At 42.7% G+C, this 24,681-nt stretch carries 16 protein-coding genes; 8 read left to right on the plus strand and 8 right to left on the minus strand.

Features of this window, described 5'->3' with window-relative positions; genetic code table 11:
- Positions 1-65: 65 nt before the first annotated feature.
- The 5 genes from BM176_RS27125 to BM176_RS27145 form a co-directional block, all read right to left on the minus strand.
- Positions 66-2,045 (minus strand): isoaspartyl peptidase/L-asparaginase, encoded by a 1,980-nt coding sequence (locus BM176_RS27125; RefSeq protein WP_090107548.1) that lies wholly within the window; start codon positions 2,043-2,045, stop codon positions 66-68.
- 17 nt (positions 2,046-2,062) lie between these two features.
- The gene (locus BM176_RS27130) at positions 2,063-3,460 is read right to left on the minus strand and encodes a RagB/SusD family nutrient uptake outer membrane protein (RefSeq protein ID WP_218162292.1); all 1,398 of its coding nucleotides are present in this window, start codon (positions 3,458-3,460) and stop codon (positions 2,063-2,065) included.
- 9 nt (positions 3,461-3,469) lie between these two features.
- Positions 3,470-6,748: a SusC/RagA family TonB-linked outer membrane protein gene (locus BM176_RS27135; RefSeq protein WP_090107550.1), complete on the minus strand. Its 3,279-nt coding sequence runs from the start codon at positions 6,746-6,748 to the stop codon at positions 3,470-3,472.
- A 168-nt stretch (positions 6,749-6,916) separates the two neighbouring features.
- Positions 6,917-7,915, minus strand: a complete 999-nt coding sequence (locus tag BM176_RS27140; protein ID WP_090107551.1) for a FecR family protein — start codon at positions 7,913-7,915, stop codon at positions 6,917-6,919.
- 81 nt (positions 7,916-7,996) lie between these two features.
- Positions 7,997-8,548: an RNA polymerase sigma factor gene (locus BM176_RS27145; protein WP_090107552.1), complete on the minus strand. Its 552-nt coding sequence runs from the start codon at positions 8,546-8,548 to the stop codon at positions 7,997-7,999.
- 119 nt (positions 8,549-8,667) lie between these two features.
- On the opposite strand from BM176_RS27145, the gene BM176_RS27150 reads away from it, so the two are divergent.
- The 3 genes from BM176_RS27150 (at position 8,668) to BM176_RS27160 (ending at position 14,744) form a co-directional block, all read left to right on the plus strand.
- Positions 8,668-10,794 (plus strand): hypothetical protein, encoded by a 2,127-nt coding sequence (locus BM176_RS27150; protein WP_090107553.1) that lies wholly within the window; start codon positions 8,668-8,670, stop codon positions 10,792-10,794.
- A gap of 26 nt (positions 10,795-10,820) precedes the next feature.
- Positions 10,821-11,948, plus strand: a complete 1,128-nt coding sequence (locus BM176_RS27155) for a glycoside hydrolase family 88/105 protein (RefSeq protein ID WP_090107554.1) — start codon at positions 10,821-10,823, stop codon at positions 11,946-11,948.
- A 339-nt stretch (positions 11,949-12,287) separates the two neighbouring features.
- On the plus strand, positions 12,288-14,744 hold the full coding sequence (locus BM176_RS27160) for a glutaminase family protein (protein WP_090107555.1): 2,457 nt from the start codon (positions 12,288-12,290) through the stop codon (positions 14,742-14,744).
- Positions 14,745-15,353: 609 nt separating this feature from the next.
- On the opposite strand, the gene BM176_RS27165 is transcribed toward BM176_RS27160, so the two are convergent.
- The gene (locus BM176_RS27165) at positions 15,354-15,590 is read right to left on the minus strand and encodes a hypothetical protein (RefSeq protein ID WP_090107556.1); all 237 of its coding nucleotides are present in this window, start codon (positions 15,588-15,590) and stop codon (positions 15,354-15,356) included.
- A 184-nt stretch (positions 15,591-15,774) separates the two neighbouring features.
- Between BM176_RS27165 and BM176_RS27170 the strand changes: the two genes are divergently transcribed.
- The gene (locus BM176_RS27170; RefSeq protein WP_090107557.1) at positions 15,775-17,235 is read left to right on the plus strand and encodes a sialate O-acetylesterase; all 1,461 of its coding nucleotides are present in this window, start codon (positions 15,775-15,777) and stop codon (positions 17,233-17,235) included.
- 172 nt (positions 17,236-17,407) lie between these two features.
- On the plus strand, positions 17,408-18,283 hold the full coding sequence (locus BM176_RS27175; RefSeq protein WP_090107558.1) for a DMT family transporter: 876 nt from the start codon (positions 17,408-17,410) through the stop codon (positions 18,281-18,283).
- A gap of 66 nt (positions 18,284-18,349) precedes the next feature.
- Here the strand turns inward: BM176_RS27175 and BM176_RS27180 are convergent, their stop codons facing one another.
- Together BM176_RS27180 and BM176_RS27185 are read right to left on the minus strand one after the other, a co-directional pair.
- Positions 18,350-18,772 carry a hypothetical protein gene (locus tag BM176_RS27180; protein WP_090107559.1) on the minus strand — a complete coding sequence of 141 codons (423 nt, stop codon included), beginning with the start codon at positions 18,770-18,772 and terminating at the stop codon, positions 18,350-18,352.
- A 30-nt stretch (positions 18,773-18,802) separates the two neighbouring features.
- Positions 18,803-19,042 (minus strand): hypothetical protein, encoded by a 240-nt coding sequence (locus tag BM176_RS27185; RefSeq protein WP_090107560.1) that lies wholly within the window; start codon positions 19,040-19,042, stop codon positions 18,803-18,805.
- A 401-nt stretch (positions 19,043-19,443) separates the two neighbouring features.
- Between BM176_RS27185 and BM176_RS27190 the strand changes: the two genes are divergently transcribed.
- From BM176_RS27190 to BM176_RS27200, 3 genes are all read left to right on the plus strand, one after another.
- Positions 19,444-20,028, plus strand: a complete 585-nt coding sequence (locus tag BM176_RS27190; RefSeq protein WP_090107561.1) for an RNA polymerase sigma-70 factor — start codon at positions 19,444-19,446, stop codon at positions 20,026-20,028.
- Positions 20,029-20,096: 68 nt separating this feature from the next.
- Entirely contained in the window at positions 20,097-21,116 is a 1,020-nt protein-coding gene (locus tag BM176_RS27195; protein ID WP_090107562.1) for a FecR domain-containing protein, read from the plus strand.
- 68 nt (positions 21,117-21,184) lie between these two features.
- A complete protein-coding gene (locus BM176_RS27200) occupies positions 21,185-24,676 on the plus strand; it encodes a TonB-dependent receptor (protein ID WP_090107563.1) in 3,492 nt (1,163 codons plus the stop codon).
- Positions 24,677-24,681: the final 5 nt, after the last annotated feature.

Genomic DNA, 24,681 nt, shown 5'->3' on the forward strand with positions numbered 1-24,681 from the left:
CGATTATATAAACCATTCTTTATTGATGAGGCTATCTCAAACCGAGATAGCCTCTTACCTTTTTATCAGTCCTCTTTATAAATGTAAATCTCAATCTTTCCATCAGCCGTAACTGTACCCCGGTACATCCCTTCTGTATTGAACGGTAATGCAATATTCCCGTCTTTATCCAGCGCAATCAATCCTCCATCACCACCCATTGCATCTACTTTGGCAATCACTGTTTTCCCTGCTTCCTCCACAGACAGCCCTTTGTAAGCTATCAATGCGGAAAGGTCGTAAGCCACTACATTACGGATGTAAAATTCACCCCAACCCGTACAGGAAACAGCCACCGTTTTGTTATTGGCATAGGTACCTGCACCAATAATGGGGGAATCGCCAATACGGCCATATTTTTTGTTCGTCATCCCGCCGGTAGAAGTAGCTGCTGCCAGGTTGCCTGACTTGTCCAGCGCTACGGCGCCAACAGTACCAAATTTGTTATCCCTGTTTTCGATTCCCAGTTTACCAGGCTGCTGATAGCTATGATCCAGTTTACTTTTCAGGGAGTCTTCTTTTAATGCCTGCTGCAAGCCATCCCAGCGTTCCTGTGTCCAGAAATATTTGGGATCCACAATTTCCAGACCCGCATCCTTTGCAAATTGTTCTGCTCCACGGCCGGTCATCATTACATGTTCCGACTTTTCCATTACTGCCCTGGCAGCACTGATAGGATTACGAATGGTAGATACGCCTGCTACGGCTCCCGCTTCCAATGTTTTACCATTCATGATGGCTGCATCCATTTCATTCCTGCCATCATGAGTGAATACAGCGCCTTTCCCTGCATTGAATAAGGGACAATCTTCCAGTACACGGATGGTTGCTTCCACAGCATCAATGCTGGTTTTACCTGCCTGTAATGTCTCATATCCTGTGGTCAGCGCTTCTTTCAGTGCTGCTCTGTAGGCCGCTTCCTTTTCCGGTGTCATATTCTTTTTAAGAATAGTCCCTGCTCCTCCGTGAATTACCATCACATATTTACCTTTTTGTGGCTGAGGGTAATCACTTTTTACAAGGCGTCCATTATCTACCCACCACCAACTCCAGGTACCTCCCTGTGCTTTCGTTTTATCGAAGTGGGCTACATCAAAATGACTACCTTCTGAGGCCGGTAGTTCATATACCTGCAATGCTTTCTGCTGTGCATACCAGTTTAGTGGTTGTCCTGTTATGCAGCGTTCAGGAGGAGTAGTTTTATTGGTGTAGATAAAATAGGCATTACTGCTTCCCATTACGCTGGCATTACCTTTCTCATCGATGCAAACGGCTGTTCTTTCATCTACTGCAATACCTTTGGCAAACAGTTGCCAATCTTTCGCAATACGTGCAAGAAAGGTAACATGCCTGCCTTCCCGCCCGCGGGCAATATAGTGCTGGTCTGTTAATACATCATGAAGGTATGGAGGGTGCAGGAAGTCATTGTTGTGCAGAGTTACAAGTGAGTCGTACGGATTGGCCAGTGTTTCGATAGAAACGGCGCTGCCACCTTCCCCGCTATAGTAAAGACCACTCAGTATGGCACAGCCAGCACTGGTGCCACCTACGGGAGCTTTTTTCACATTCAGCAGATAGTTAATGGCGGCATCTGTTTTAGTCCCTTGCCAATAACGGAGATAGTTGGACTGATCCCCTCCAGCTATGAACAGCATTTCTGCATGGCGGATGATGTTTGCAACAGTATCATTGTTGGCAAGATCCCGGCTGTCTATTTTTAATGTTTCTACCGAGTTGCATTTACCTAGTTCATCAATGTAACTATTGTAAGCATCTGTGCCGGTAGCCCGGAGAATTACCACATCTCCACCGCCACTTCTTTCCAGCATCCATTTGAAAGCAGCATCTACACTTGTGCTTCCTCCCATCAGGACTATCCCGCCTTTTACAGGTGTCTGTACATCCGCAGTATCTCCTGTAATTCCTACAGATGCCGGTCTCCTTTGAGCACCGGCATTTAGGAACGAACAACATAAAATGAAACAGGTTATGAATCTTAAAAGCATAATTCCAATATATTAGATCAGTAATTGCTGTTTTGCAACATGTTTTTGTTAGCCATAATTTCCGCATCAGGGATAGGGAAAGTATACCGGGTATCGGTTGATTGTAACAATGTGGCTCCAAGTGCATTCACCGCATCTTCCGGTAAGCGGCTTACTGGAAGATTCCTTCTGCGAAGGTCAAAGAAGCGATGTCCTTCAAAGGCAAGTTCTTTAAAACGCTCTGAATAAATTGCTCTGATCAATGTGTCTTTACCCGCAAATGTTTCTGCTGTGTAACCTGTGATGCGTGCTGTCCGCAACTCATTCAGTGCATTTGCTCCACCTTCTGTATCATCACCTTCAGCAAGAGCTTCTGCCAGGATAAGGTACATTTCTCCGGTACGGAAGGGGATCATATCAGCCAGGTTCTGGGTCTCTTCAGTGTTCCCTTCGTATTTACTTACAATGTAAGGAGCATTTGTACCGCCGGCATCAGGACTTGTACGGATGTAAGCAGAAAACCGTATATCATTGTCTTTGTCAAATGTATTCAATAATGCAAATGAAGGCACATATAAAATAAATCCTCTGGTATCATAATAAGTATCTCCTGCAAAATCCTCGTCGCTGGATGTGCGGGCAAGCCGCCATAATACTTCTGCATTGTTCTTTTCAGGTGTCCATATTCGGGGAAAGTCTGTTCTGCCTGCCAGTGGTTCGGCGTCTATAACTTCTTTTGCATAAGTGGCGGCATTCGTCCAGTCTTTTGCATACAATGCTGTTCTTGCCTGGATGGCAATTACGGTATTCAGCGTAATCCTTGTTTTCTCTTCAAACGAAGCGGGAAATAACTCTCTTGCCGCAGTCAGATCAGCATTAATCTTACTGATCACCTGCCCAAAATTATCTCTGGAAGGAGAACTTATTTTGGATTCAGTCATGAAGGGAACTCCCTTCGCAGTAGCTTCATATTTATCTGCAAAGTTTCTCAATAATTCAAGATGGCAATAAGCCCTTAATGCCAGTAACTCCCCTTTATACTGATCACGTAAGAGGGTATCTTCTTTTTTGAGTTTTATTATGTCTGCTGCTGCGAGTACTCTGTTAAGCCGGTCTATCACTATATATAATTCGCCCCATGCATTTGTGATTGTTGTGCTGCTTGGATCATATTGCCAGCGATAAGTGCCCACAAACTGACCGGTAGCATTATCATTGGGGAGCATACATTCATCCGATACCAGAGATACACTGCGGATAGTAGTAGATGTAAGGGCCTGATAGGCGCCTATTACGCCTTCATTCATATCGGTTATATTCCTGTATGCTTTTTCGGCATCAATGGTATCAGAAGGTTTAAGATCCAGTTTCTTGTTGCATGCCATCATGAAAACTGACAATATCAGTGTGATGACGAAAATATTTTTAGTAGTCATGTTCATCAATTAAAAGTTAACATTCAAACCTGCTGTATATGTTCTTGCATTAGGATAATCGAACTGCGCTTCTCCGTTATTATCCTCAGGGTCAAACCCCCGCCATTTCGTCCAGGTGTGAAGGTTCTGAGCCTGTACAAATAGATGAATGCCCTTAATATATTTTATTCTGCGCATGATAGTAGCGGGTACATTATAACCCAGATTGACATTTCTCAAACGGATAAATGAAGCATCCTGTATATCACGGGATGTAAAATGTCTTTCATCATCAAATCTTGGCAGGATAGCATTATCACCTGGTTTTTTCCAGCGGTTATATAACATTCGTGTGGTCTGATTGCTGGTAGCAAAATCAGGATTTTCGTTATAATAGTCTTCGTTGTTATAACGATTGGTTTTATCTGCAAAAGTGAAGAGTGTATTCAGATAAAATCCTTTCCAGCGAAAACCTGTATTGAATCCTCCTGTGATAACCGGAATATAAGTACCAAATTCAGCTACGCTTAAAGAAGAGAAATTATAGTCAGTGGTGATTTCTCCGCTGCGGGTGTAATACTGGCCATCGCCGGTTGAGGGATTTACACCAGCCCATTTAGGTGCATAATGGGAGCCATAGGGAGAACCTACTTTCACAATCTCAGTGGTGTTCTGTTCAAACTGTCCGGAAGCACCGAGGTCTGTAATCACATTCTTGTTATAAGCGATATTGGCGCCGAGGCTCCATGTAAAATCTCCCACCTTCAATACATCTGCCTGTATATCTGTTTCAATACCTCTGTTGCGCATAGCGCCTGTATTCAACAGTAAATAACTGAAACCTGAAGTTTGTGATACCGGCTGTGCCAGGAAGAGGTTACTGGTTACTTTATTGTAGACGTCTGTAACAATGCGTATCCGGTTATTCCAGATAGCCAGGTCAAATCCGGCATTGAATTCTTTTGCATATTCCCAGTCGTAACCTGCAAAACCAGGTTTGGTAGGAGAGATGCCTGGTACCCCATTATAAGATGTGCTGCCAAAGGTTGCTGCATAGCCAAATGGCTCATTGAAAGGACTGGCAGTAGTACCATAACTTACCCTGAAACGGAGGTCATTGATAAAAGAAACGTCTGCCAGGAATGATTCCTTTTTAGCCTCCCAACCCAATCCGGCAGAATAGAATCCATGCCAGCGATGATTAGCTGGAACTGTTGAGGAGCCGTCATAGCGGTAACTGGCATTAAGGGTATACTTTCCATCCAGTGTATAACGGCCAACTGCCATGTAGGAAACCAACGCACGTTTTTCTCTTCCCCCACCCAGTAATGCACTGAATGCATTGTCCGATGATCCTGGTGTAATTGCTGCCGGATTTTCTCCTATTTGACCATTAATGCCATATCCTTCATAATTGAAATACTTATAATTCTTTTGTGAGAACTCATAATAAGCAGATACCTCTACATCATGGCGTTGTGCAATCATTTTAGCCCATGTAATGCCGGAGGTGGAAATCAAACCGATATTCCTGTCCAGCCCTTCTCCAAAGCTGCCTTTTTCCCCGGTTACAATAGAGCCGGAATAAGATTCAGGGTTTATATAACGTTGGTCTGTTGTTTCCCGGAAGTCGATACCCAGGCGCGTTTTAGCTACAAAGCCACTGCCTATGGCATAGTTAAGTGATGAGCTGAGAATACCTTTTATCTGGTTATTGGTACGTGTACGGTTTTGCATCCCTTCCAGGGCAAGAGCACCTTCCTGATCGCCAAAGGCATTGTAGTCGCTGGCATTGTCCGGTAAGATCATCGTTCCGTCGGCAGCATAAGGATACTCGTACGGCAGTGCATACATCGTAGCTGCAATTGGGTTGTTGATCCTGCTGGAACCTTCTCTTTCTATAAAGCTGGAATTAGCATAACCGAGGCCCAGGTTGATATTACCAGTTAATTTACCTGAGAAGAAATCCAGGTTGTTCTTCAAAGTATATCTTTCCAGTCCGGAGCGCAATACGATACCATCCTGTTTATAATAATTGATAGAAGTATAAAAACGTACATTTTCATTTCCTCCGCTGGCACTTACCTGCTGTTCCATGAATTTGCCAGTGCGGAGCAGAAGGTCACGCCAGTTCACATTCAGGTGACTGATACTATCAAGCCGCATATCGTATATCTGTTGTTCTGCGGATGATAGTGCTGCGTAATCCGGGTTCTTTTTGGAATAGGCCCAGCCAGGTCCCAGCGTAGTTCCGTAGGCTTCACCTATCTCTTCTTCAAACTTTAATCTTTCGCTGGTATTCATCATAGGAGTACGGGAAGTAGTCATCTCTGAAATACCATATTGCGATTTATATTCCATGGTAAGCTTCCCACTTTTCCCTTTTTTGGTAGTGATTACGAGTACACCATTTGAACCTCTTGATCCGTATAACGCTTTGGAAGAAGCATCTTTCAGTACAGTTACAGATTCAATATCAGAGGGGTTTATTGCCTGCAGATAGTTGGATTCTACGGGCACTCCATCTACCACATATAAAAGAGAAGAACTACCGTTGATAGTACCTACACCTCTTAGTACCACACTCGCATTGGTACCTGGTTGTCCTGATCCGGAAGATACTACCAGGCCAGGTACACGTCCTTGTAATACCTGGTCGAATGTAGCCATGGGTACCTGGCTGATTTTATCAGAGCCTACAATAGCCGTTGCACTGGTAGATTTATTACGGGTATAATTGGTATAACCGGTAATGGTTACACTATTTAGTGTTTGTACATCTATCTGTAAAGTAACATTAATGATTTTTCTGTCACTTATGGCGAGTTGTTGTTTTGAATATCCTACCAGCGAAAATTCGAGGACAGTAGCGCCTTCCGGCACTTGTAGGGTATACTGTCCATTGATATCAGTAAGGGTACCTGCATTAGTGCCGGCAGCTCTTACTGTTACACCGGGAAGGGGAAGATTATCTTCTCCATTCACCTTTCCTTTTATTTCACGGTCTCCTGCCTGGGCATAGATCACTACCAGTCCGTCTTCTTTAATGGCATAATGGAGGTTCGTAGTGGCAAAAGCCTGGTCCAGTACTGTTTCCAGGGGGGCTTTATTAACAGTTACAGTTATCTTACTGTTTGCTGGCAGGGTTTCATTGTGATATACAAACCGGTAGCTGGTTTGCTTTTCCACCGCTTTTAGCAGTTGGAGGATGCTCGTTTCCCTGAGTTGCAGGCTGATTTTTTCCTGTGCATAGCTTTTTGCGGATACCTGTACACAAGTCAGAAAGAATAGCAGTGTCGCTAGTTTCATGGTTAATAGTAGTTGACTGGGCATAAGGGCACGAACCTTCCTGCCCCAAAACACAATTTTTCGCATAATTTTGGTTGGGTTTGTTGATAAATAATTGCAACGTATTGGCGAACCTGAAATCGGGGGGAGGTGTTCGCTGCACTTCCCCTCTCTTATTTGGTTGAGATATTACTTACTGATAATGATCACATTATTAGTCACCTTAAAGTTGAAAGGATAGGAGAGCTGTAGTGCTTCCAGTGCTTTTAATACGGTTTCACTTTCAAAGGTTCCGGAATAACGATAACTCTTTACGGCATCATCTGAGAATATGACGGGGATACCGTACCATTTTTCCAGCTTTTTAGCTATTTCTTCCAGCGGCTCATTGTCTATTTCCAGCCTGTTACGGATCCAGGTCTTTTCGTGCTGTACAGGTGTAATCTTATATTCTGCTTCGGATGTATTCCTGATAACCAGTTGCTGATCGGGTATTAAGATGATCTTCTTTCCCGGTTGAGCCTTCATGTTCACTGCTATCTTACCACGGAATAAAGTGGCAGCCGTTTCCATGCCGGGGTATGCACTTACATTAAAGGTGGTACCCAGTACTGTAATGTCGGCAGTATTTGTATGAACAATGAATGGAAACCGGCCGTTGTGTTTTACATCGAAAAATGCTTCTCCCTCCAGGGTAACTTCCCGGTTGCTGGTGTTGAATGAGGGGTTTACCAGCAGCTGCCCATGTTCACGAAGGGTAATTACAGAACCATCTGCAAGAATATAAGTTTGACGCGGATTTTGTGTTGCCGTATGGGTAGCTGGTGTGGGTTTAACCATTAATATCCGGATCCCCAGCAGGATCAAACCTGCTGCAGCAATACCTGTAACGGCATATAAAAGTCCGCGTTTGCTGCGTTTAGGAGTTTGTAGACTCAACAATTGCTGTAATTGAGCGGCCTGCATTAATCCGTCACGTAGTTGATTTGACTGTTCCTGGCGATTGCCCTGGTTGGCACTGAGGATGTTAACAAGGCGTCGTGCTTCAGCAACCATTTCTCTTTTTCCGGGATGTTGTAGTAGTTGATCTTCCCAATACGCCTGTGCTGCGGTGTCATTTCCCAGGCAATAGTGCTGGAAGCTTTCATCGCACACCAACTCTTCAATGCTGGAATTACTGATATTCATAATAAGATATTGTCCTCCCCTAATTAACCATTATACTGACGGAATAAACGGAATGTTTTCCTAAGGATTTCTGAACTTTTTTTATTTAAGTAGTTTCCGGAGTTGTTTGATGGCATCGTAGATTGTATTATAAGCCGTTTTCACACTCTGGGAAGTGTGTGCGGCAATCTGCTCATAGCTGAGCCCATCAAAGAATTTAAGCTGGATAAGTTCTTTTTGCCGTTGCGTGAGTTGCTGCATGGCATTGTAGAGTTTCTTTTTTAGCTCCTCATCATGCTGCACATTAATAATGATCTCCTCATAAGAAAGTTCATTAGTCTCCGTTTCGCCAGACATACGAAGTATGGCATTGTCCATTTTATCCAGGTAAGCCAGTTCGTCTAGAATCAGGCGACGGAGGGTTGTGAAAAGATACGCACGTACCTGCGTCACAGGTTGCATTTTGGTTCTCTTATCCCATAGCTGAAGAAAAAGTTGATTCACACAATCCTTTACCAGCTCATCATCACCACATAATTTAAGTCCAAAACGAATCAAATGAAAATAGATATTACCGTGTAATGCCAGCAAAGCCTGCATATCGCCCTGCCTGATATTTTCCCAGTGTACCCGGTTTTCTTCTTCATTTGACATTCCCCAATTTATAAAATCTCTGTGGGATAGTGTAGGATACTTTGTAAACGAAGAAGTTGCATTTTAAAGGAACGTTTGTTACCTTTTATGCAAACGTTTCCATAAATAGTATTCCACGAATGAAAAGGATAACCACGTTGACTATACTGATCATCCAGTTTATAGCTGTAATGGCGCAACCCATCAACCGGAAAGCACTGGTACAACGGCATAATGTGATCAATATCAAATACGACTCATTATCTTCATTAACACTCGGTAATGGCGGTTTTGCCTGCACTGTAGATATAACAGGACTGCAAAGTTTTCCTGAGGCTTACAGCAAAGGAATTCCATTGGGAACACAATCCCAGTGGGGATGGGATAGTTTTACCGATACTGCCGGATACCGTTTTGAAGAAAGTCTGAAAGCCTACCGTTTACATAACAGGGATATTACATATGCCGTACAATGGCATACACCGGAACGGAATAAACGGGCGGGAGACTGGTTCCGGCAAAATGTACACCGGTTACAGCTGGGAAACATCGGGTTTGAGATTCTGAAGAAAAATGGAGAACCTTGTACACTGGCCGATCTGAAAAATGTAAAACAGGAACTGGATTTGTGGAATGGTCTTATCAGAAGCCATTTTGTGGTAGAAGGAATTCCTGTAGATGTGATGACTGCCGTACATCCTGAACTGGATGTGATTGCTGTCAGCGTACATTCTGCGCTTTTAAAAACAAAACGTTTAAAGATCCGTATCCGATTCCCATATCCAACCGGTGAGTTTGCTGATGCTGGTGTAAACCGGGGAAATGATGATAAGCATACTTCGGAAATTCATGCGGACAAACTACAATATTCTCTTGAGCATCAGCTGGATAATTATCGCTACTACCTGCATATTGCGGGAACTAAAATCAGCAACATCAATAAAGATCATCCTCATGATTTTTCTATCACACCCACAACAGAAAAGGATACTTTTGAGGCCAGTTTCAGGTTTGCAGAACAAAACGGAAAAGAAAATTTACCATTATTTGAAATGGTAAAAAACAGTGCTGCTGTTTATTGGAATGCCTATTGGCAGAGGGGAGGAGCAGTAGACTTTTCCGGAAGTACAGATCCGCGTGCATTTGAATTGGAACGCCGGATCATTCTTTCTCAATACCTGATGGCCGTGCAATGTGCCGGTAATATGCCTCCCCAAGAAACCGGGCTGACATATAACAGCTGGTATGGCAAGCCGCACCTGGAAATGTATTGGTGGCACACTGTGCATTTTGCTTTATGGAACAGGATAGACCTGATGGAGAAGAGCCTGCAATGGTATGCTACCGTAGCCGGAAAAGCTAAGGCTATTGCTGCACGACAGGGATATGAAGGCATCCGCTGGCAAAAGATGACCGACCCTCAGGGAAATGAAAGCCCGTCTTCAGTAGGCGCTTTCCTGCTCTGGCAGCAGCCCCACTATATTTATATGACAGAACTGGTGTATCGTCATTATCATAACCGTGCTACATTAGATAAATATAAAGACCTTGTATTTGCCACTGCCGATTTTATGGCTTCCTATGCGGCTTATGATAGTGCTGCTAAAAGATATGTGTTAGGCAAGGGGGTAATCCCTGCACAAGAAAGGTTTAAGCCGGAAGAAACCTTTAATCCTACATTTGAACTGGCCTACTGGCGTTGGGGACTTACTACTGCCCAGCTCTGGCGGGAGCGGTTGGGATTGCCCCGCAAAGCGGCATGGGATGTGGTGTTAAAAGGATTATCTGCATTGCCACAACAGGATAGTGTATACCTGGCGGCCGAAAGTGCACCGGATTCATATACCAATGCACCATTTATGACAGATCATCCGGCAGTACTGGGAGCTCTGGGAATGTTACCCGCCAGCTCATTCCTGGATACGGCTGTTATGCATCGCACTTTTAATAAGATATGGGATATCTGGAACTGGAAAGAAACCTGGGGCTGGGATTTTCCGCTAACCAGTATGACTGCTACCCGTTTAGGATTACGACAGAAGGCTATCGACGCATTGTTCATTCCGGTACAAACAAATACATGGTTGCCTAACGGACATAATTATCAGGATGAACGCCTGCGCCTGTATCTTCCGGGAAATGGCGGATTACTAACAGCTGTAGCCTTAATGTGTGCAGGGTATGATGGTTGTTCCCGCACCAATCCGGGAATTCCGGATGATGGTAAATGGAAAGTGAAATGGGAAGGTTTGCAGCAGATGCCCTAAAATCGTTACTTTAAAATAGATATACAATGAAGACGCGTCTTTTATTAGTTCTAATGCTGCTGGGAATGATTCCCGGATATGCACAAAAGACATTACCGGCAAAGAAAGCAGTGCTGTCTGCATTAACACTTACCAATGGCTATTTCATGGCGAAATGGCCTGATACAGGCAAGGACATTGTATTGCATAAAACATGGCCCAGCAATATCTGGACAAGAGCTGTGTATTATGAAGGATTAATGGCATTGTACAGCATCGATCCGCGAAAGGCATATTATGATTATGCGGTAGACTGGGGAGAGAAACATCAATGGAACCTGCGTAATGGCATCACTACCCGTAATGCGGATAACCAGGCTTGCGGACAAACCTATGTAGCTATCTACGAGATAGCGAAAAAGCCTGAATACATTGTCAATATCAAAGCATCTATTGATAGCATGATGCTTACTGATAAAATAGATGACTGGAACTGGATAGATGCTATACAAATGGGAATGCCATTAATGGCACAATTAGGGCGTATATATAAAGACACCGCTTACTTCCACCGTATGCACCAGATGTATGATTTTACTAAATATCAGCATGGCGGTAATGGCCTTTATAACAAAGAGGAACATTTATGGTGGAGAGATAAAGATTTTGTACCGCCCTACAAAGAACCTAATGGTGGGAATTGCTACTGGAGCCGTGGTAACGGCTGGGTATTAGCTGCACTGGTAAGAACGATGAATGAATTGCCTCAGTCATCACCTTATTATAAAGACTACCTGAAAGATTTTAAGGACATGTCTAAGGCGTTGCTTGTTTTGCAGAGAAAGGATGGTTTCTGGAATGCGAGTCTGCATGATTCTACTAACTTCGGTGGAAAGGAATTGACAGGCACTTCTTTGTTTGTATATGGTATGGCATGGGGTATCCGGAAAGGGTATCTGGATAAGAAAATCTATTTACCTGCTGTATTGAAAGGCTGGAATTCTTTAGTAAAAGATTGTGTGCATGATAATGGTATGTTGGGATTTGTACAGAGTACTGGTAAGCAACCATCTGATGGTCAGCCGTTGAGTTTCGATAAGATTCCTGATTTTGAAGATTATGGATTGGGATGTTTTTTATTGGCAGGAAGTGAAGTCTATAAACTGTCTCAATAGTTTGGGTCATTTTCAAAATTGTAAAAAGGAAAGGCGGCAAAGAAGAAAGAATAATCTTTATTAGCCTTTAAGCGGTAAATGAAATGGAGTGATCATTTTGTTGATATCAACAAAATGATCACTCCATTTCATTTACCGCTTGTAAAAAAATAAGCGTTGAAGCTACCTTTAACAAGAAATAATTTCTATTTTTCGGGAGTGAGGTAGGTTGTTCAGTGTAAATATAATCCACGTTCGTCACCAATATTCTGGCATATGAGTCTCAACAGGTCCGCAGCTGTCTACAGTGTTGCGCAGTTACCCGCGTTTAATTATCTAAATATAAAGCTCCACACAATCATGAACAAAGTTTTTGGTATTGCTGCCATGTTGCTTACTCAGCAACTCTATGCACAGCAGCAACAGGCACCTGCTTACCCGTTAATCACACACGACCCTTATTTCAGTGTCTGGTCTGCTACAGATAACCTGACAGCTTCCACTACCCGCCACTGGACGGGAACCGATCAATCGCTGACCGGCCTCGTGAAGGTCGACGGCATTACGTATCGCATATTGGGGGCTAAAGGGGAAAATTATGAAGTGCTGGCCGGTTCTTCAGAAGATAACCCATATAGCACTCAGTATACTGAAACTGCACCGGCAGAAGGCTGGCAGAATGAAAAATTTGACGATACCCAATGGCAGACAGGAACTGCTCCTTTCACAAACGATAAGAGTATAAAAGGAACGCAATGGTTAAGCCGGGAGATCTGGGTACGCAGAACGATCACGCTAACAGATACTAATCTGGATAACTTACTGCTCAAAATTAATCATGACGATAATGCTGAAGTATATCTGAATGGAGAACTGATTTACAGTTATGTCGGCTGGCTGAATCATATGCAATACTTCCCGGTAAGTGAAGCTGCCCGTAAAAAACTGAAGAAAGGTAAAAATGTGCTGGCTATGCATTGTACCAATACACAGGGCGGTGCCTGGCTGGACGCTGGTCTGGTAAAGATCGCAAAAGATGCAATTACAGGTAAAATCCAGGTAGCTACACAGAAGGATGTAATTATTACTGCTACAAAAACAGCGTATACTTTTACAGCAGGGAAAGTAGATCTCACACTTACTTTCACTTCGCCTTTACTACTGAATGATCTTGACCTGTTATCCCGTCCTGTATCTTATATCACTTACAAGGTACAGTCTAATGATGGTGCTGTGCACGATGTTCAACTTTATTTTGGTGCATCTTCCACTCTGGCAGTAAACACGCCTTCTCAGGAGGTAACCGCTCAACAGTATACCAGGGAAGGGTTATCAATTTTAAAAACGGGAACGGTTGCACAACCTGTACTGGAAAAGAAAGGCGACGATCTGCGTATCGATTGGGGATACCTGTATGTAGCGGTTCCGGCTGTTGCTAACGCTAAGCAGTACATTACTAAAGAAGTTGAGGCTATGGCCTCATTTGTAGGCAAAGGTGCTCCGAAAAGTACTGCTAATACAGGAAAACAACTGGTATTGAATACCATCATTCCATTAGGCAAAGTAGACGCTGCCGGAAAAGAACAAATGATTATGTTGGGATATGATGATCTGTATTCAATTCAGTATTTCAATACTAACCTGAAACCCTGGTGGAAAAAAGATGCATCCTATACAATTGAAAAAGAATTGTCAAAAGCAGCTACTGATTACTCCTCTATTATAGAGCGCTGCCGCATCTTTGACGATGCATTATATACAGATACCAGGAAAACCGGTGGAGAGAACTATGCTAAATTATGCGTACTTGGCTACAGACAGAGCATCTCAGCACATAAGCTGGTGAAAAGCCCGGATGGAGAAATCCTGTTCCTGTCTAAAGAGAACTTCAGCAACGGTTGCATCAATACTGTGGATGTAACTTATCCTTCTGCTCCTTTATATCTGGTGTACAATCCTGACCTTATGAAAGGGATGTTAAACGGGATTTTCTACTTCAGCGAAAGTGGAAAATATACGCAGCCTTATGCAGCCCATGATCTTGGCACTTACCCATTGGCTAATGGGCAGGTGTATGGAGAAGGTATGCCGGTAGAAGAGTCTGGAAACATGATCATCTTAACAGCAGCTATTGCCAAAGCAGAAGGGAATGCAAACTATGCCCAAAAGCACTGGAAAACATTAACTACCTGGGCAGAATATCTTTTGAAAGAAGGTTTTGATCCGGCTAATCAGCTTTGTACAGATGACTTTGCAGGGCACCTCGCACGGAATGCCAATCTTTCAGTAAAAGCGATTGTTGGATTGGGCTGTTATGCCATGCTGGCGGATCAGCTTGGTGATAATGTAACTGCTCAGAAATACCGGCAGGCAGCAAAAGAGATGGTGCCTAAGTGGATGCAGCTGGCAGATGATGGAGATCATTACACCCTGGCCTTTGAGAATAAAGGGACCTGGAGCCAGAAGTATAATTTAGTATGGGATAAAGTATTAGGCCTTGATCTGTTTCCTGCGGTTGTTTACGAGAAAGAGATTAAATACTATCTCACCCGTCAGCAGCCCTTTGGTTTGCCGCTTGACAGTCGTAAGGGATATACCAAATCAGATTGGATTCTTTGGACAGCAGCACTTGCTAACAACCAGTCAGATTTCAATGCATTGGTAGATCCTGTATATAAATATGCTACAGGAACTCCTACTCGTGTACCGCTGAGCGACTGGCATGAAACGTCAGACGGTAAGATGGTAGGCTTCCAGGCAAGAAGTGTGGTTGGAGGTTATTTTATGCAATTACTCAGTATTACAATAAAGAAATGATATTAGTAAATGACAATGGGGTAGCCTTTCTACAAGGTTTCCCCATTGTTAGTTACTTAGTGTAGTAATCATACTACAAAACTCACACGATCTACTTCATATATTTGTAGCAAGTTACTATCCTTACATAAAAAAGGCTAACCCCCTTTCCCGATTCTTTATTTGCTAACAATTTGTTGAACATATTAGAAGTATGATCTGATGGTCGTGCTTTTACAAACTTGGTTTTTATTAGGATATGGTAGAAAGGGTTGTCATTCTTGGCGACCTTCTTTTTTTTTTTTAGCTATATGTAAATAAAACTTACATGAAAAGGGGGGCTCTTGTTCCATTTTGGGGATATGAATAAAACGTTCACAAACTAATGTAAAATTGTTAACCCCAGACAGAGAGTATTATCTTAAATGTATTTTAAAATCAGTTGATTTACAATTATCTGTATAGGGTTACAGAAAAAACAACCTGCAAATATGACTTTGCAGGCTGCTCACTTTTTGGGTGATGGATGTTGAGGAAAAATTGGTTCACAATGGAACAATGAATGTATATCAGGATTACAATGAATGAAAGATAAAATGGATGAAAACCGGAGGACTAATGGGTGAAATATTAGTTTAAGCTGAACTCACTGAAGAAACGACGCGCCACATGTTTAAATCTCCTCACCTCTTCTTCACTTTCAAGCGATATAATATCCGGATTTGTTGACTGATAATATCGTAAAGCCGCAGTAGCAAAATCTATGGTGCCTGTTGCGTCTGCAGTAGCTCTTATATAGCTGCTGTTGCTGTTTAAGTAATGCAGTGCTTTGATGTCGAATTGAAAAGTTATGATATCGTTTGACATAGTATTTTTCGTTTTATACAGAAGTGATATAAAAATTTCGTGCCAAATATTTTTCACCGGGAATAGCCTGAAATTTTTGCAGGTATTTTATATTCTGTTAGGGGAAACATTGCCCATCTTTTCTACGTTTTGTACCTTACCCTCCAAACATATCATCTAAAAATCTAAAAACAGGCTTTTTACCATGCAATTGTCCACGTTATTCAGATCGTTCTTCTTATTTGTTGTCACATGTAATCTGGCTCTGTATAGTTATGCAGATGTACGGCTACCGGCATTAGTGGGCAGCAATATGGTGCTTCAGCGCAATAAACCATTACATATATGGGGATGGGCAGACAAGGGAGAGAAAGTAACCATTACCTTTCTTAATAGTACTTATAAGGCCACTACTGCTGCAAATGGTAAATGGGAAGTAGTATTACCTGCCCGGCCGGCAGGTGGCCCCTACAGCATGACAGTAAAAGGAAATAATACCATCACCCTTGATAATATCCTGATCGGAGAAGTATGGATAGCTTCCGGGCAGTCAAATATGGAAATGCCTCTTAATGGATGGGGCCATGTTCTGAACGCGGAACAGGAGGTAAAAGCCGCCAATTATCCCGAGATACGCCTGTTCCAGATTAATCATACTACCAGCACAGCACCCCAGGAAGATGTAGTTACCTGGCAGGGAGGCTGGCAACCCTGCGATCCGCAACATATTGCCGGATTTTCTGCAGTCGGTTATTTCTTTGCCCGTGAAATCTATACACATGAACATATTCCTGTTGGTGTTATACACACCTCCTGGGGCGGTACTGTGGCCGAAGCGTGGACCAGTGGGGAATCACTGAAGAAAATGCCCGCTTTTGCAGACACTGTGAAAGCCCTGGAAAGCCTGTCAGCTCCACAGGCGCCCGAAAAGCCTAATAAAGCCACTTTGCTATACAATGCTATGATCCATCCTTTACTGCCTTTCCCTATTCGTGGAGTAATATGGTATCAGGGAGAGAGTAATGCAGACAGGGCATACCAATACAGGGAACTTTTCCCTTTGATGATTAAAGACTGGCGTAAGCAATGGAAAACAGGGGAGTTCCCTTTCTATTTTGTGCAACTGGCCAACTTCAAAGATAAAAAAACGGAACCTGCAGCATCTGATTGGGCAGAACTACGGGAAGCACAATTGCAGACGTTAGCTCTACCTAACACTGGTATGGCATCCGCTATTGATATTGGGGAAACAAAAGATATCCATCCTAAAAACAAGCAGGAAGTAGGCCGTCGCTTATCGCTGATAGCAAGAGCACAGGTATATGGAGAAAAAATCCCTTATGCGGGTCCGGTTTACCTGTCTAAACAAATAGCCGGTAAAAAGATCACAGTATCTTTTAAATATACCGACGAAGGATTGCAGATGAAAAACGGCAGCACTTTAAAAGGGTTTGAGATTGCGGGTGCAGATAAGCAGTTCCATTGGGCACAGGCAAAGATCTCCGGAGAGCATGTAATTGTATGGAGTGATGAGGTCCCAAATCCTGTAGCAGTACGTTACAGCTGGGCAGATAATCCGGATGGTAATTTATATAATGGAGCAGGCTTGCCGGCTTCTCCGTTCCGTACAGACGACTGGCAGGGAGTAACATTTGGCAAACAATAAAGGATGCGACACCGATCTGATTGACACCAAAGGTGCCCATTAGATCGGTTGTCAAAAGTAAAAGGTAGCCTCATTTTATTCGATTAAAACTCTCTTAAAACCTTCGGTGCCCGTCAGGGTTCCGAAGGTGAAACAGAGGGCTCCGGTTACCTTGAAACATAACACGCGAACAATGATACGTCAGGTTATAACAGGTTTACTTTTTGCATTTTTATGGGCGTCAGCTGCGGTTGCAACTAAATATGGTATCCATTCTGCCGATCCTCTGATCCTCGCGAACGTCCGGTTTTTACTGGCAGGTGGGGGAATGCTCTTGTACTTCTACCTTATACAGCGGGGAAATAATGCATTACCGAAAGGGAAAGAATGGTTGCAACTGGGCATCTTCGGATGTCTCAATACTACTATTTACCTGAGTTGTTTTGTCATTTCTATGAAAACAGTGTCTGCTGGTATTGGTAGTCTTTCTACAGCTACCAGCCCGCTCTTTATTATGATGATCTCTGCCATTTGGCTAAAACGGCAGCTGCGCTGGTATGAAATAACGGGTATGCTCCTGGGACTTTGTGGAGTAGCACTGGCAACTTATCCATTACTTCTGGATAGCCATGCTACACTGGGAGGGATCCTGATTTTGATGGGAGGGATGCTCTCTGTTTCCATCGCCACTGTTTATTATGCACGGGTTAAATGGACGTTGTCCAACCTGGCCATTAATGGATGGCAGGTATTTATTGGGGGATTGCTGTTATTACCAGTTACCTGCCTCACCAGTAATTTTTCGGCCACCCATTTTGATCTGCAGTTCTGGTTATCCGTTAGCTGGCTTATTATACCGGTGTCTGTTATTGCATTACAGTTATGGTTTTATCTTGTAAATAAAGACGCAGTTCGTGCCTCTTTATGGTTATTTCTCTGTCCTGTTTTCGGCTTTCTCTTTTCCTGGGTATTATTACATGAACCGATCACCTGGCATACCTTTGCGGGTACTTTTCTGGTGATAGGAGGATTGTATCTGGCACAACGTGAAAAGTTTGTTCGTAATTGAACTCACAGTAGGGCGCAAAGCGGCTATGGCAGCGTTTATTAATCCCGTCAAGAGCCTGCGGATGGACTAATCTTCAAAATCTATTGACTTGATCTTATTAGCCAGGTTATCGATGCTTTGCAGCTCTATTTCTATCATCTTTCTTTTCAGAACAAGTGCTTCTTCTTTAGAGATTAGTCCGTTTTTCAGTGCAGCCTGAATTTTCCTTTGCAGAAGGATTTTGGACTTTTCAACCTTCTTTCCTTTGAAGTAAGCATTGGTTTTTTTGGATAGGTACTTCCAGAATAAAGACAATACAATAGATACGCTGGGTGCAATAATGACCAGCCATGATTTTAAAGGGTAGGACTCAGAAAGATTGTTGGCGAGCAATACTAAAAGTGTTCCACCGCTGGCGCCGGCTATACTTGCGGATGTAGAAGAGGTCGGTTGCTGGGTATTTAATGCCGGTGTGGATAGGTTAGCAACCAGTGGATTTTCCTGGTTCAATTCGAAAATAGGATTTAAATGAATATGGAGTTATTTGCCTAATAATGCGTCCATCGTACGGATTAACTGCTGGGTATCGTTTTGTTTTTCTAGCTCTAACACAATTACTTTGCCTGACTTGTTTTCTATCACTAGATTTTTAGGAGGATATTTGCGGAATTTCTTCAGCTTTACAGATTCTTTTGTCGCATTAAACAAGGTTACAGCCAATGAAGACAGCGACGCGCAAACCGTTATAATTCCCAATATGGTGGTGAATGTAGTTGACATCTATAAATTTATAAGGTTTAGATATCTAATTTACGGATTTTTTATCAGAAAAACCCTCTTCTTATCTAGTATATAAAATAAATAATACATTTAAAAGAGTATACGTAGTAAGTCTATTTATAATTCGAATTATTTTTTCACTTTGTAAGTAGTTTTTCAGAATTCCCTGTCCTTATACAGAATAAGCGCTTTTGGGGCAACTTTTAAATCTTATAAAAAGGGGAGTTAATTGCACTAAGAAAAACTATACAATTGCTTTATACCTTATGATTGGGGAGATGAATTTCAGGCAATAGTTATCTTTACCTTTTGTGCCGGCTTAACCTTATTCTTCAGTTTAACACGTTATAAAACAAGGAAGTACTGTAGTTAGAAAAACTACCCGCGTAAACAGGTGAAGTATGAGTAGCAGTGCAAATATCAGGATTTGGCAACAACAAATTGCGTGTCATGGGGATGAAAAAGCCTTCGCAGAGCTGTTCCGTTATTTTTACGATCGTCTATTACATTTTTGTATCCAGTACGTTCACACACGTGAAGCGGCAGAAGAGATTGTTTCTGACGTATTTGTGAAAATCTGGAACAGGCGTACAGAACTTGAACAGGTAGCTAACCTGGAAGTATATCTGTTTGTAGCCATTAAAAATCATTCACTTAACTATCTCGAACAATATTCTTCCCTGCGTATTACTCCTATTAATGATGAAACAGGTATTGCGCAACTCACCAATTCTGTGGATCCTGAAAGAACGATGGAATGGAAGGAAATCCTTTTCAGAATGGATCAGGAAGTAAGCCGCCTGCCGGATCAGTGTCGCAGGGTGTTTAAGCTGATTAAGGAAGAAGGATTTAAATACAAAGATGTTGCAGAGATCCTGAATATTTCCCCACGCACCGTGGAAACCCAGTTATTCCGCGCTATGAAACGGCTCAATGAAGTAGTAGGGCCATATATGTTTAACCGCGTGAAAAATAAGGAGCAGTAAATTATTTTTATGCATTGTAAGTAGTTATCTTCTTTTCCCTGTCCTTATAGTACAACCGGCTCTATTTTATGATTAGCGAAGAATTATTTACCACGTTAGCCGCCAGGAAACTGGCAGGAGAAGCAACCGCCGAAGAACAACAGGAGCTGGATGCCATGCTGCAGCAACATGCTGTTTTACGGGAACGTTATTTAATCCTTCAGCAATACTTTACAGAATCCGCTTACCATAATACTTCAGATACAGAGCAGGCATTGACACGCACTTTGTCCCGGATTCATGCTTCCGGGAATGATATACCGGTAAAGCGTATACGTTTTACTGCTGTATGGAAATGGGCAGGCGTAGCAGCAGCCGTACTCCTGATAGCAGGCATTGGATTCACTTATCGTTTCACCACGACTGTAAAACAGGAGGCACTGGCAGATACCGCCCAATGGCTGAACAGGCAGAATGGTAAGGCTACTAAGGCTATCATAGAACTGGCTGATGGTAGCAAGATATGGCTGAATGCAGATAGCAAACTCACCTATCCTGAAGTATTTAATAATAATATCCGCGAAGTATACCTCGAAGGAGAGGCCTTCTTTGATGTAGCCAGCAATCCTGAAAGACCTTTTATCATCCACCTTGCTAAAGGGAATGTGCAGGTATTAGGTACTTCTTTTAATATCCGTGCGTATAATAATGAACCTATACAAACATCTGTGAAAACCGGTAAGGTAGCATTTATTCCTGCTTATGACGGATCCGGAAAAAAACCGGATACCATTTATATTACTCCCGACGAAAAAGTGATCTACGAACTTAAAAGTGAGAGCATTAAAAAAGAAGCTACTTATGCAGAAGATGACAAGGCCTGGACAGAGGGCCGCCTTGTATTCAGGAACATGACACTTGAGGAAATATCCTTCGAACTGGAAAGAGCATTCGGGAAGAAAGTAACCTTTATGGAAGATGCACCACGGCATTACCGCTTAACAGGCAATTTCCAGAATAACAATCTGCAGGATATCATGTACTACCTGGCCAGATCAAAAGCGTTTCACTACGATATTACTGATAGCACATTAGTGATCAGCCAGTAATTCGGTTTATGCATAATTTATAGTTCACGTTATTTCAAATCAATCAAATTCTCAAACACAGCCGCGTTATGAAAGAAAGACCGCTACCTATTTCTTTTTCGGGTCCTTTCCGCTCGTTGTACCTGCCAATTATTGTCTGCATGGCTTTGTTAAGCATGCTGGATCTGAAGGCGCAGGTGGCATTCGCCTCCAACTCAGGGCATTTGCCAATTGTACAACAGGTAAAGGATACGGAGAAACCTTTAGAGAATCGTATCAGCCTGCAGGTAAGTAATGAACTGCTGGGTCATGTACTCGAAAAAATTGAGCAGCAGACACCTTTTGTGTTTGTATACTCTAATGATGAAATCAAAGCCGCACAGAAAATTTCCCTGAACGTAAAAGACAAGAAACTGGCAGAAGTGCTGGAAATGGTTTTATCTCCACTGGATATCCGGTTTGAATTAATCAGTAACAAGATCATTCTCCGCCAACGTCATAGTAACGATGCTGCAACAGCAGACAGAGAAGATATTACAGTGAATGGCCGTGTTGTGAATAACAAGGGAGAAGGAATATCCAATGTAAATGTTCGTTTGCAGGGTGGGACTGCTGGTACTACTACAAATGATCAGGGTTTTTTTACGCTAAAGATCCCGGCTGGGCAAAGCAATGGTACCTTGGTTTGCTCTTCCGTTGGTTACATCCCGGCGGAAGTGGGGATCAATAGCAGAACAAGTATTACCATCATGCTTACTGCCGACTCTAAGGACCTGGGAGAGATAGTTGTTACAGCATATGGCTCACAGCAAAAGAAACAGGTAACAGCTGCTATCAATACCGTCTCTACAAAAGACCTGGCAGGCAAACCCGTTACCAATATGTTTCAGGCCCTTCAGGGCACTGCACCTAATCTGATCCTGCAGCAGAATACTGCTGAACCGGGCGCTAAATTAGTACTCAATATCCGGGGTGTAGGTAGTCTTACCGGCAATACTCCCCTCATCATGATTGATGGTGTGGACGCAGGTTCTGTAGGATTACAAAACCTGAACCCATATGATGTGGAAAGTATTTCAGTATTAAAAGATGCTTCCTCTGCCGCTATTTATGGTTCACAGGCTGCTAATGGGGTAGTTTATGTAACTACTAAAAAAGGATCTAAAGATGGGAAACCAAGTGTAACATACAATGCAATGTATGGTTGGCAAACGCCTACTACACTACCCCGGCAGGTAGAAGCATGGCAGTATATGACACTCAAAAATGAAGCACTGGTAAACTCCGGAAAAACACCTCAGTACTCACCGGAACAAATCAGTTACTGGAATCAGCGTGGCTCTGAACCAGCTATGTTGCATGAAATGATCCGCAAATACACACCTCAGCAGAACCATAGTCTGAGTCTTACCGGTGGCGGTAAAAGCAGCAGCTACCTGGTATCTCTGGGATATGTGGATCAGGGAAATATGTTGCAGAACTCTTACGTTACACAGGATTTTTATTACAAACGTTATAACGCAAGAACTAATTTATCTGTAGATGTAAGCAAGTATGTAAAGGTGAATGCAAACATCTCTTATACAAAATCAAAATTCCGCACACAGGCTGCAGATATAGGATTGCTAATCAGAGATGCCATGCGTACGCCCCGCATCTATCCTGTAAAAGATTCTCTGGGTAACTTCGTAGTACCTGCTCTGAGCAGTAACAACGTAATTGCGCAACTTGAACTGGGAGGGTTTAACCTGAAAGATCAGGATAACCTGCTGGGAGGTCTGGACATCGTCATTACGCCTGTTAAGCACTTTAAGGTTAATCTGAATGCTTCCGGTAATTACAGCATCAATAATGAAATAAACCGCGTCAACAAATATACCTACGCATCTTATTATACTACTGCAAATCCTCCTATATACAATCAGTATTGGGAGTCTGAGTACAAAGACATGAACACAAACGTGTATGGTACAGCGGAGTATGAGAATACCTTTGGCAAACATTATGTGAAAGGTTTGGTAGGTGCAAGAAGTGATGCAGTAAATGAATATTACGGGGTAAAGGCTAGTCGCTATGGTACTACCAATCTGGATGATCAATGGGCTATCGGTGGAGGATATATCCCCAAACCGGATGGCAGCTTTGATTATGGTAACATTGGTACCTACAACGATATATCCAATCCTAATCTGTATGCACTGAACTCCCTTTTTGGGAGAGTGAACTATGCTTATGATGATAAATACCTGGCAGAATTCACCTGGCGCTACGACGGATCTTCCAAACTGGCTCCCGGTCACCGCTGGCAGTTCTTCCCGGCATTCTCTCTCGGATGGCGTATCACTGACGAGAAGTTTCTGGAAGACATAAAAGAGAAATTTGGTAACGTAAAATTCCGTTACTCCTGGGGACAGGTGGGTAACTCTAACATAGGTGGTTATAACTACCTGGCAAGGGTGACACTGAATTCAGGTAAGTATTCATTTAATAATTCCCCTTCTGCGGGTGCCGATTTCTCCGCTTATAATGAAACATTAAAGTGGGAAATATCAACTATGACCAACTATGGTGTGGACATAGATGTTTTCAATAACAAAATCACTGCTTCGTTCGACTACTTTAATAAAAATACTTCAGGAATCTACCTGGAACAGGTAGTGCCAGGTACAGCCGGTATCGGATCTTCTTTACAAAACGTAGGTAAAGTTCAGAATAAAGGTTGGGAATTTACAGTAGCCTACCATGCAAGAACAGGTAGCGTAAATCACAATTTCTCTGCTAACCTGTCTGATAACTTAAACAAAGTGGTTCAATTCGGTGAGCAGTCCATCAGAGGATCTGACTTTTCTTATATTATCAAAGAAGGTTTCCCAATCGCTTCTTACTATGGATATAAATCAAATGGTCTGTATCAGAATCTGGACGATATCAAAAACGCTCCTTCCGTACCATTTGCATATAATCAGCAGGTAATGCCGGGAGATGTAAAATACATAGACCGCAATGGTGATGGTAAAATAGATGCAAGTGATCGTTATGTATTTGGTAATCCTTTCCCCCGTTATACTTTTGGTTTCTCCTATAATGCCAGCTGGAAAAACTTCGACTTCACCATGTTATGGCAAGGTGTAGGTAAAAGATCTCAGTTCCTGCGCGGTGATATCGTAGAAGCATTCCACAATAATGAGGATCACGCATTCGTACAGCACCTCGACCGCTGGACACCTACGAATCCGGAAGCCAGCTATCCACGCCTGACTATCGGAACAGCAGATGCCAACAACTTTGCTTATTCTGATTACTGGCTGTTTGATACAAGGTACCTGCGTTTGAAGAACCTTCAGTTTGGTTATACTTTACCCCGTACATGGTTAAACGCTGTAAACATCCAGAGTGCAAGGATTTATTTTACCAGTCAGAATCTGCTGACAATTACTCCTCGTCGTTTCCGCGAACTGGGTGTAGATCCGGAGTTCACACAGTTTGATGAAAAACTGGACAATAAAAATTACAACGCCATAGCAGGACGTAACTATCCAAACGCAGCCACATTCTCATTTGGCCTGGATCTGAAATTCTGATAATG

It is taken from the genome of Chitinophaga sp. CF118, assembly GCF_900112615.1.
Taxonomy (GTDB): Bacteria; Bacteroidota; Bacteroidia; order Chitinophagales; family Chitinophagaceae; genus Chitinophaga.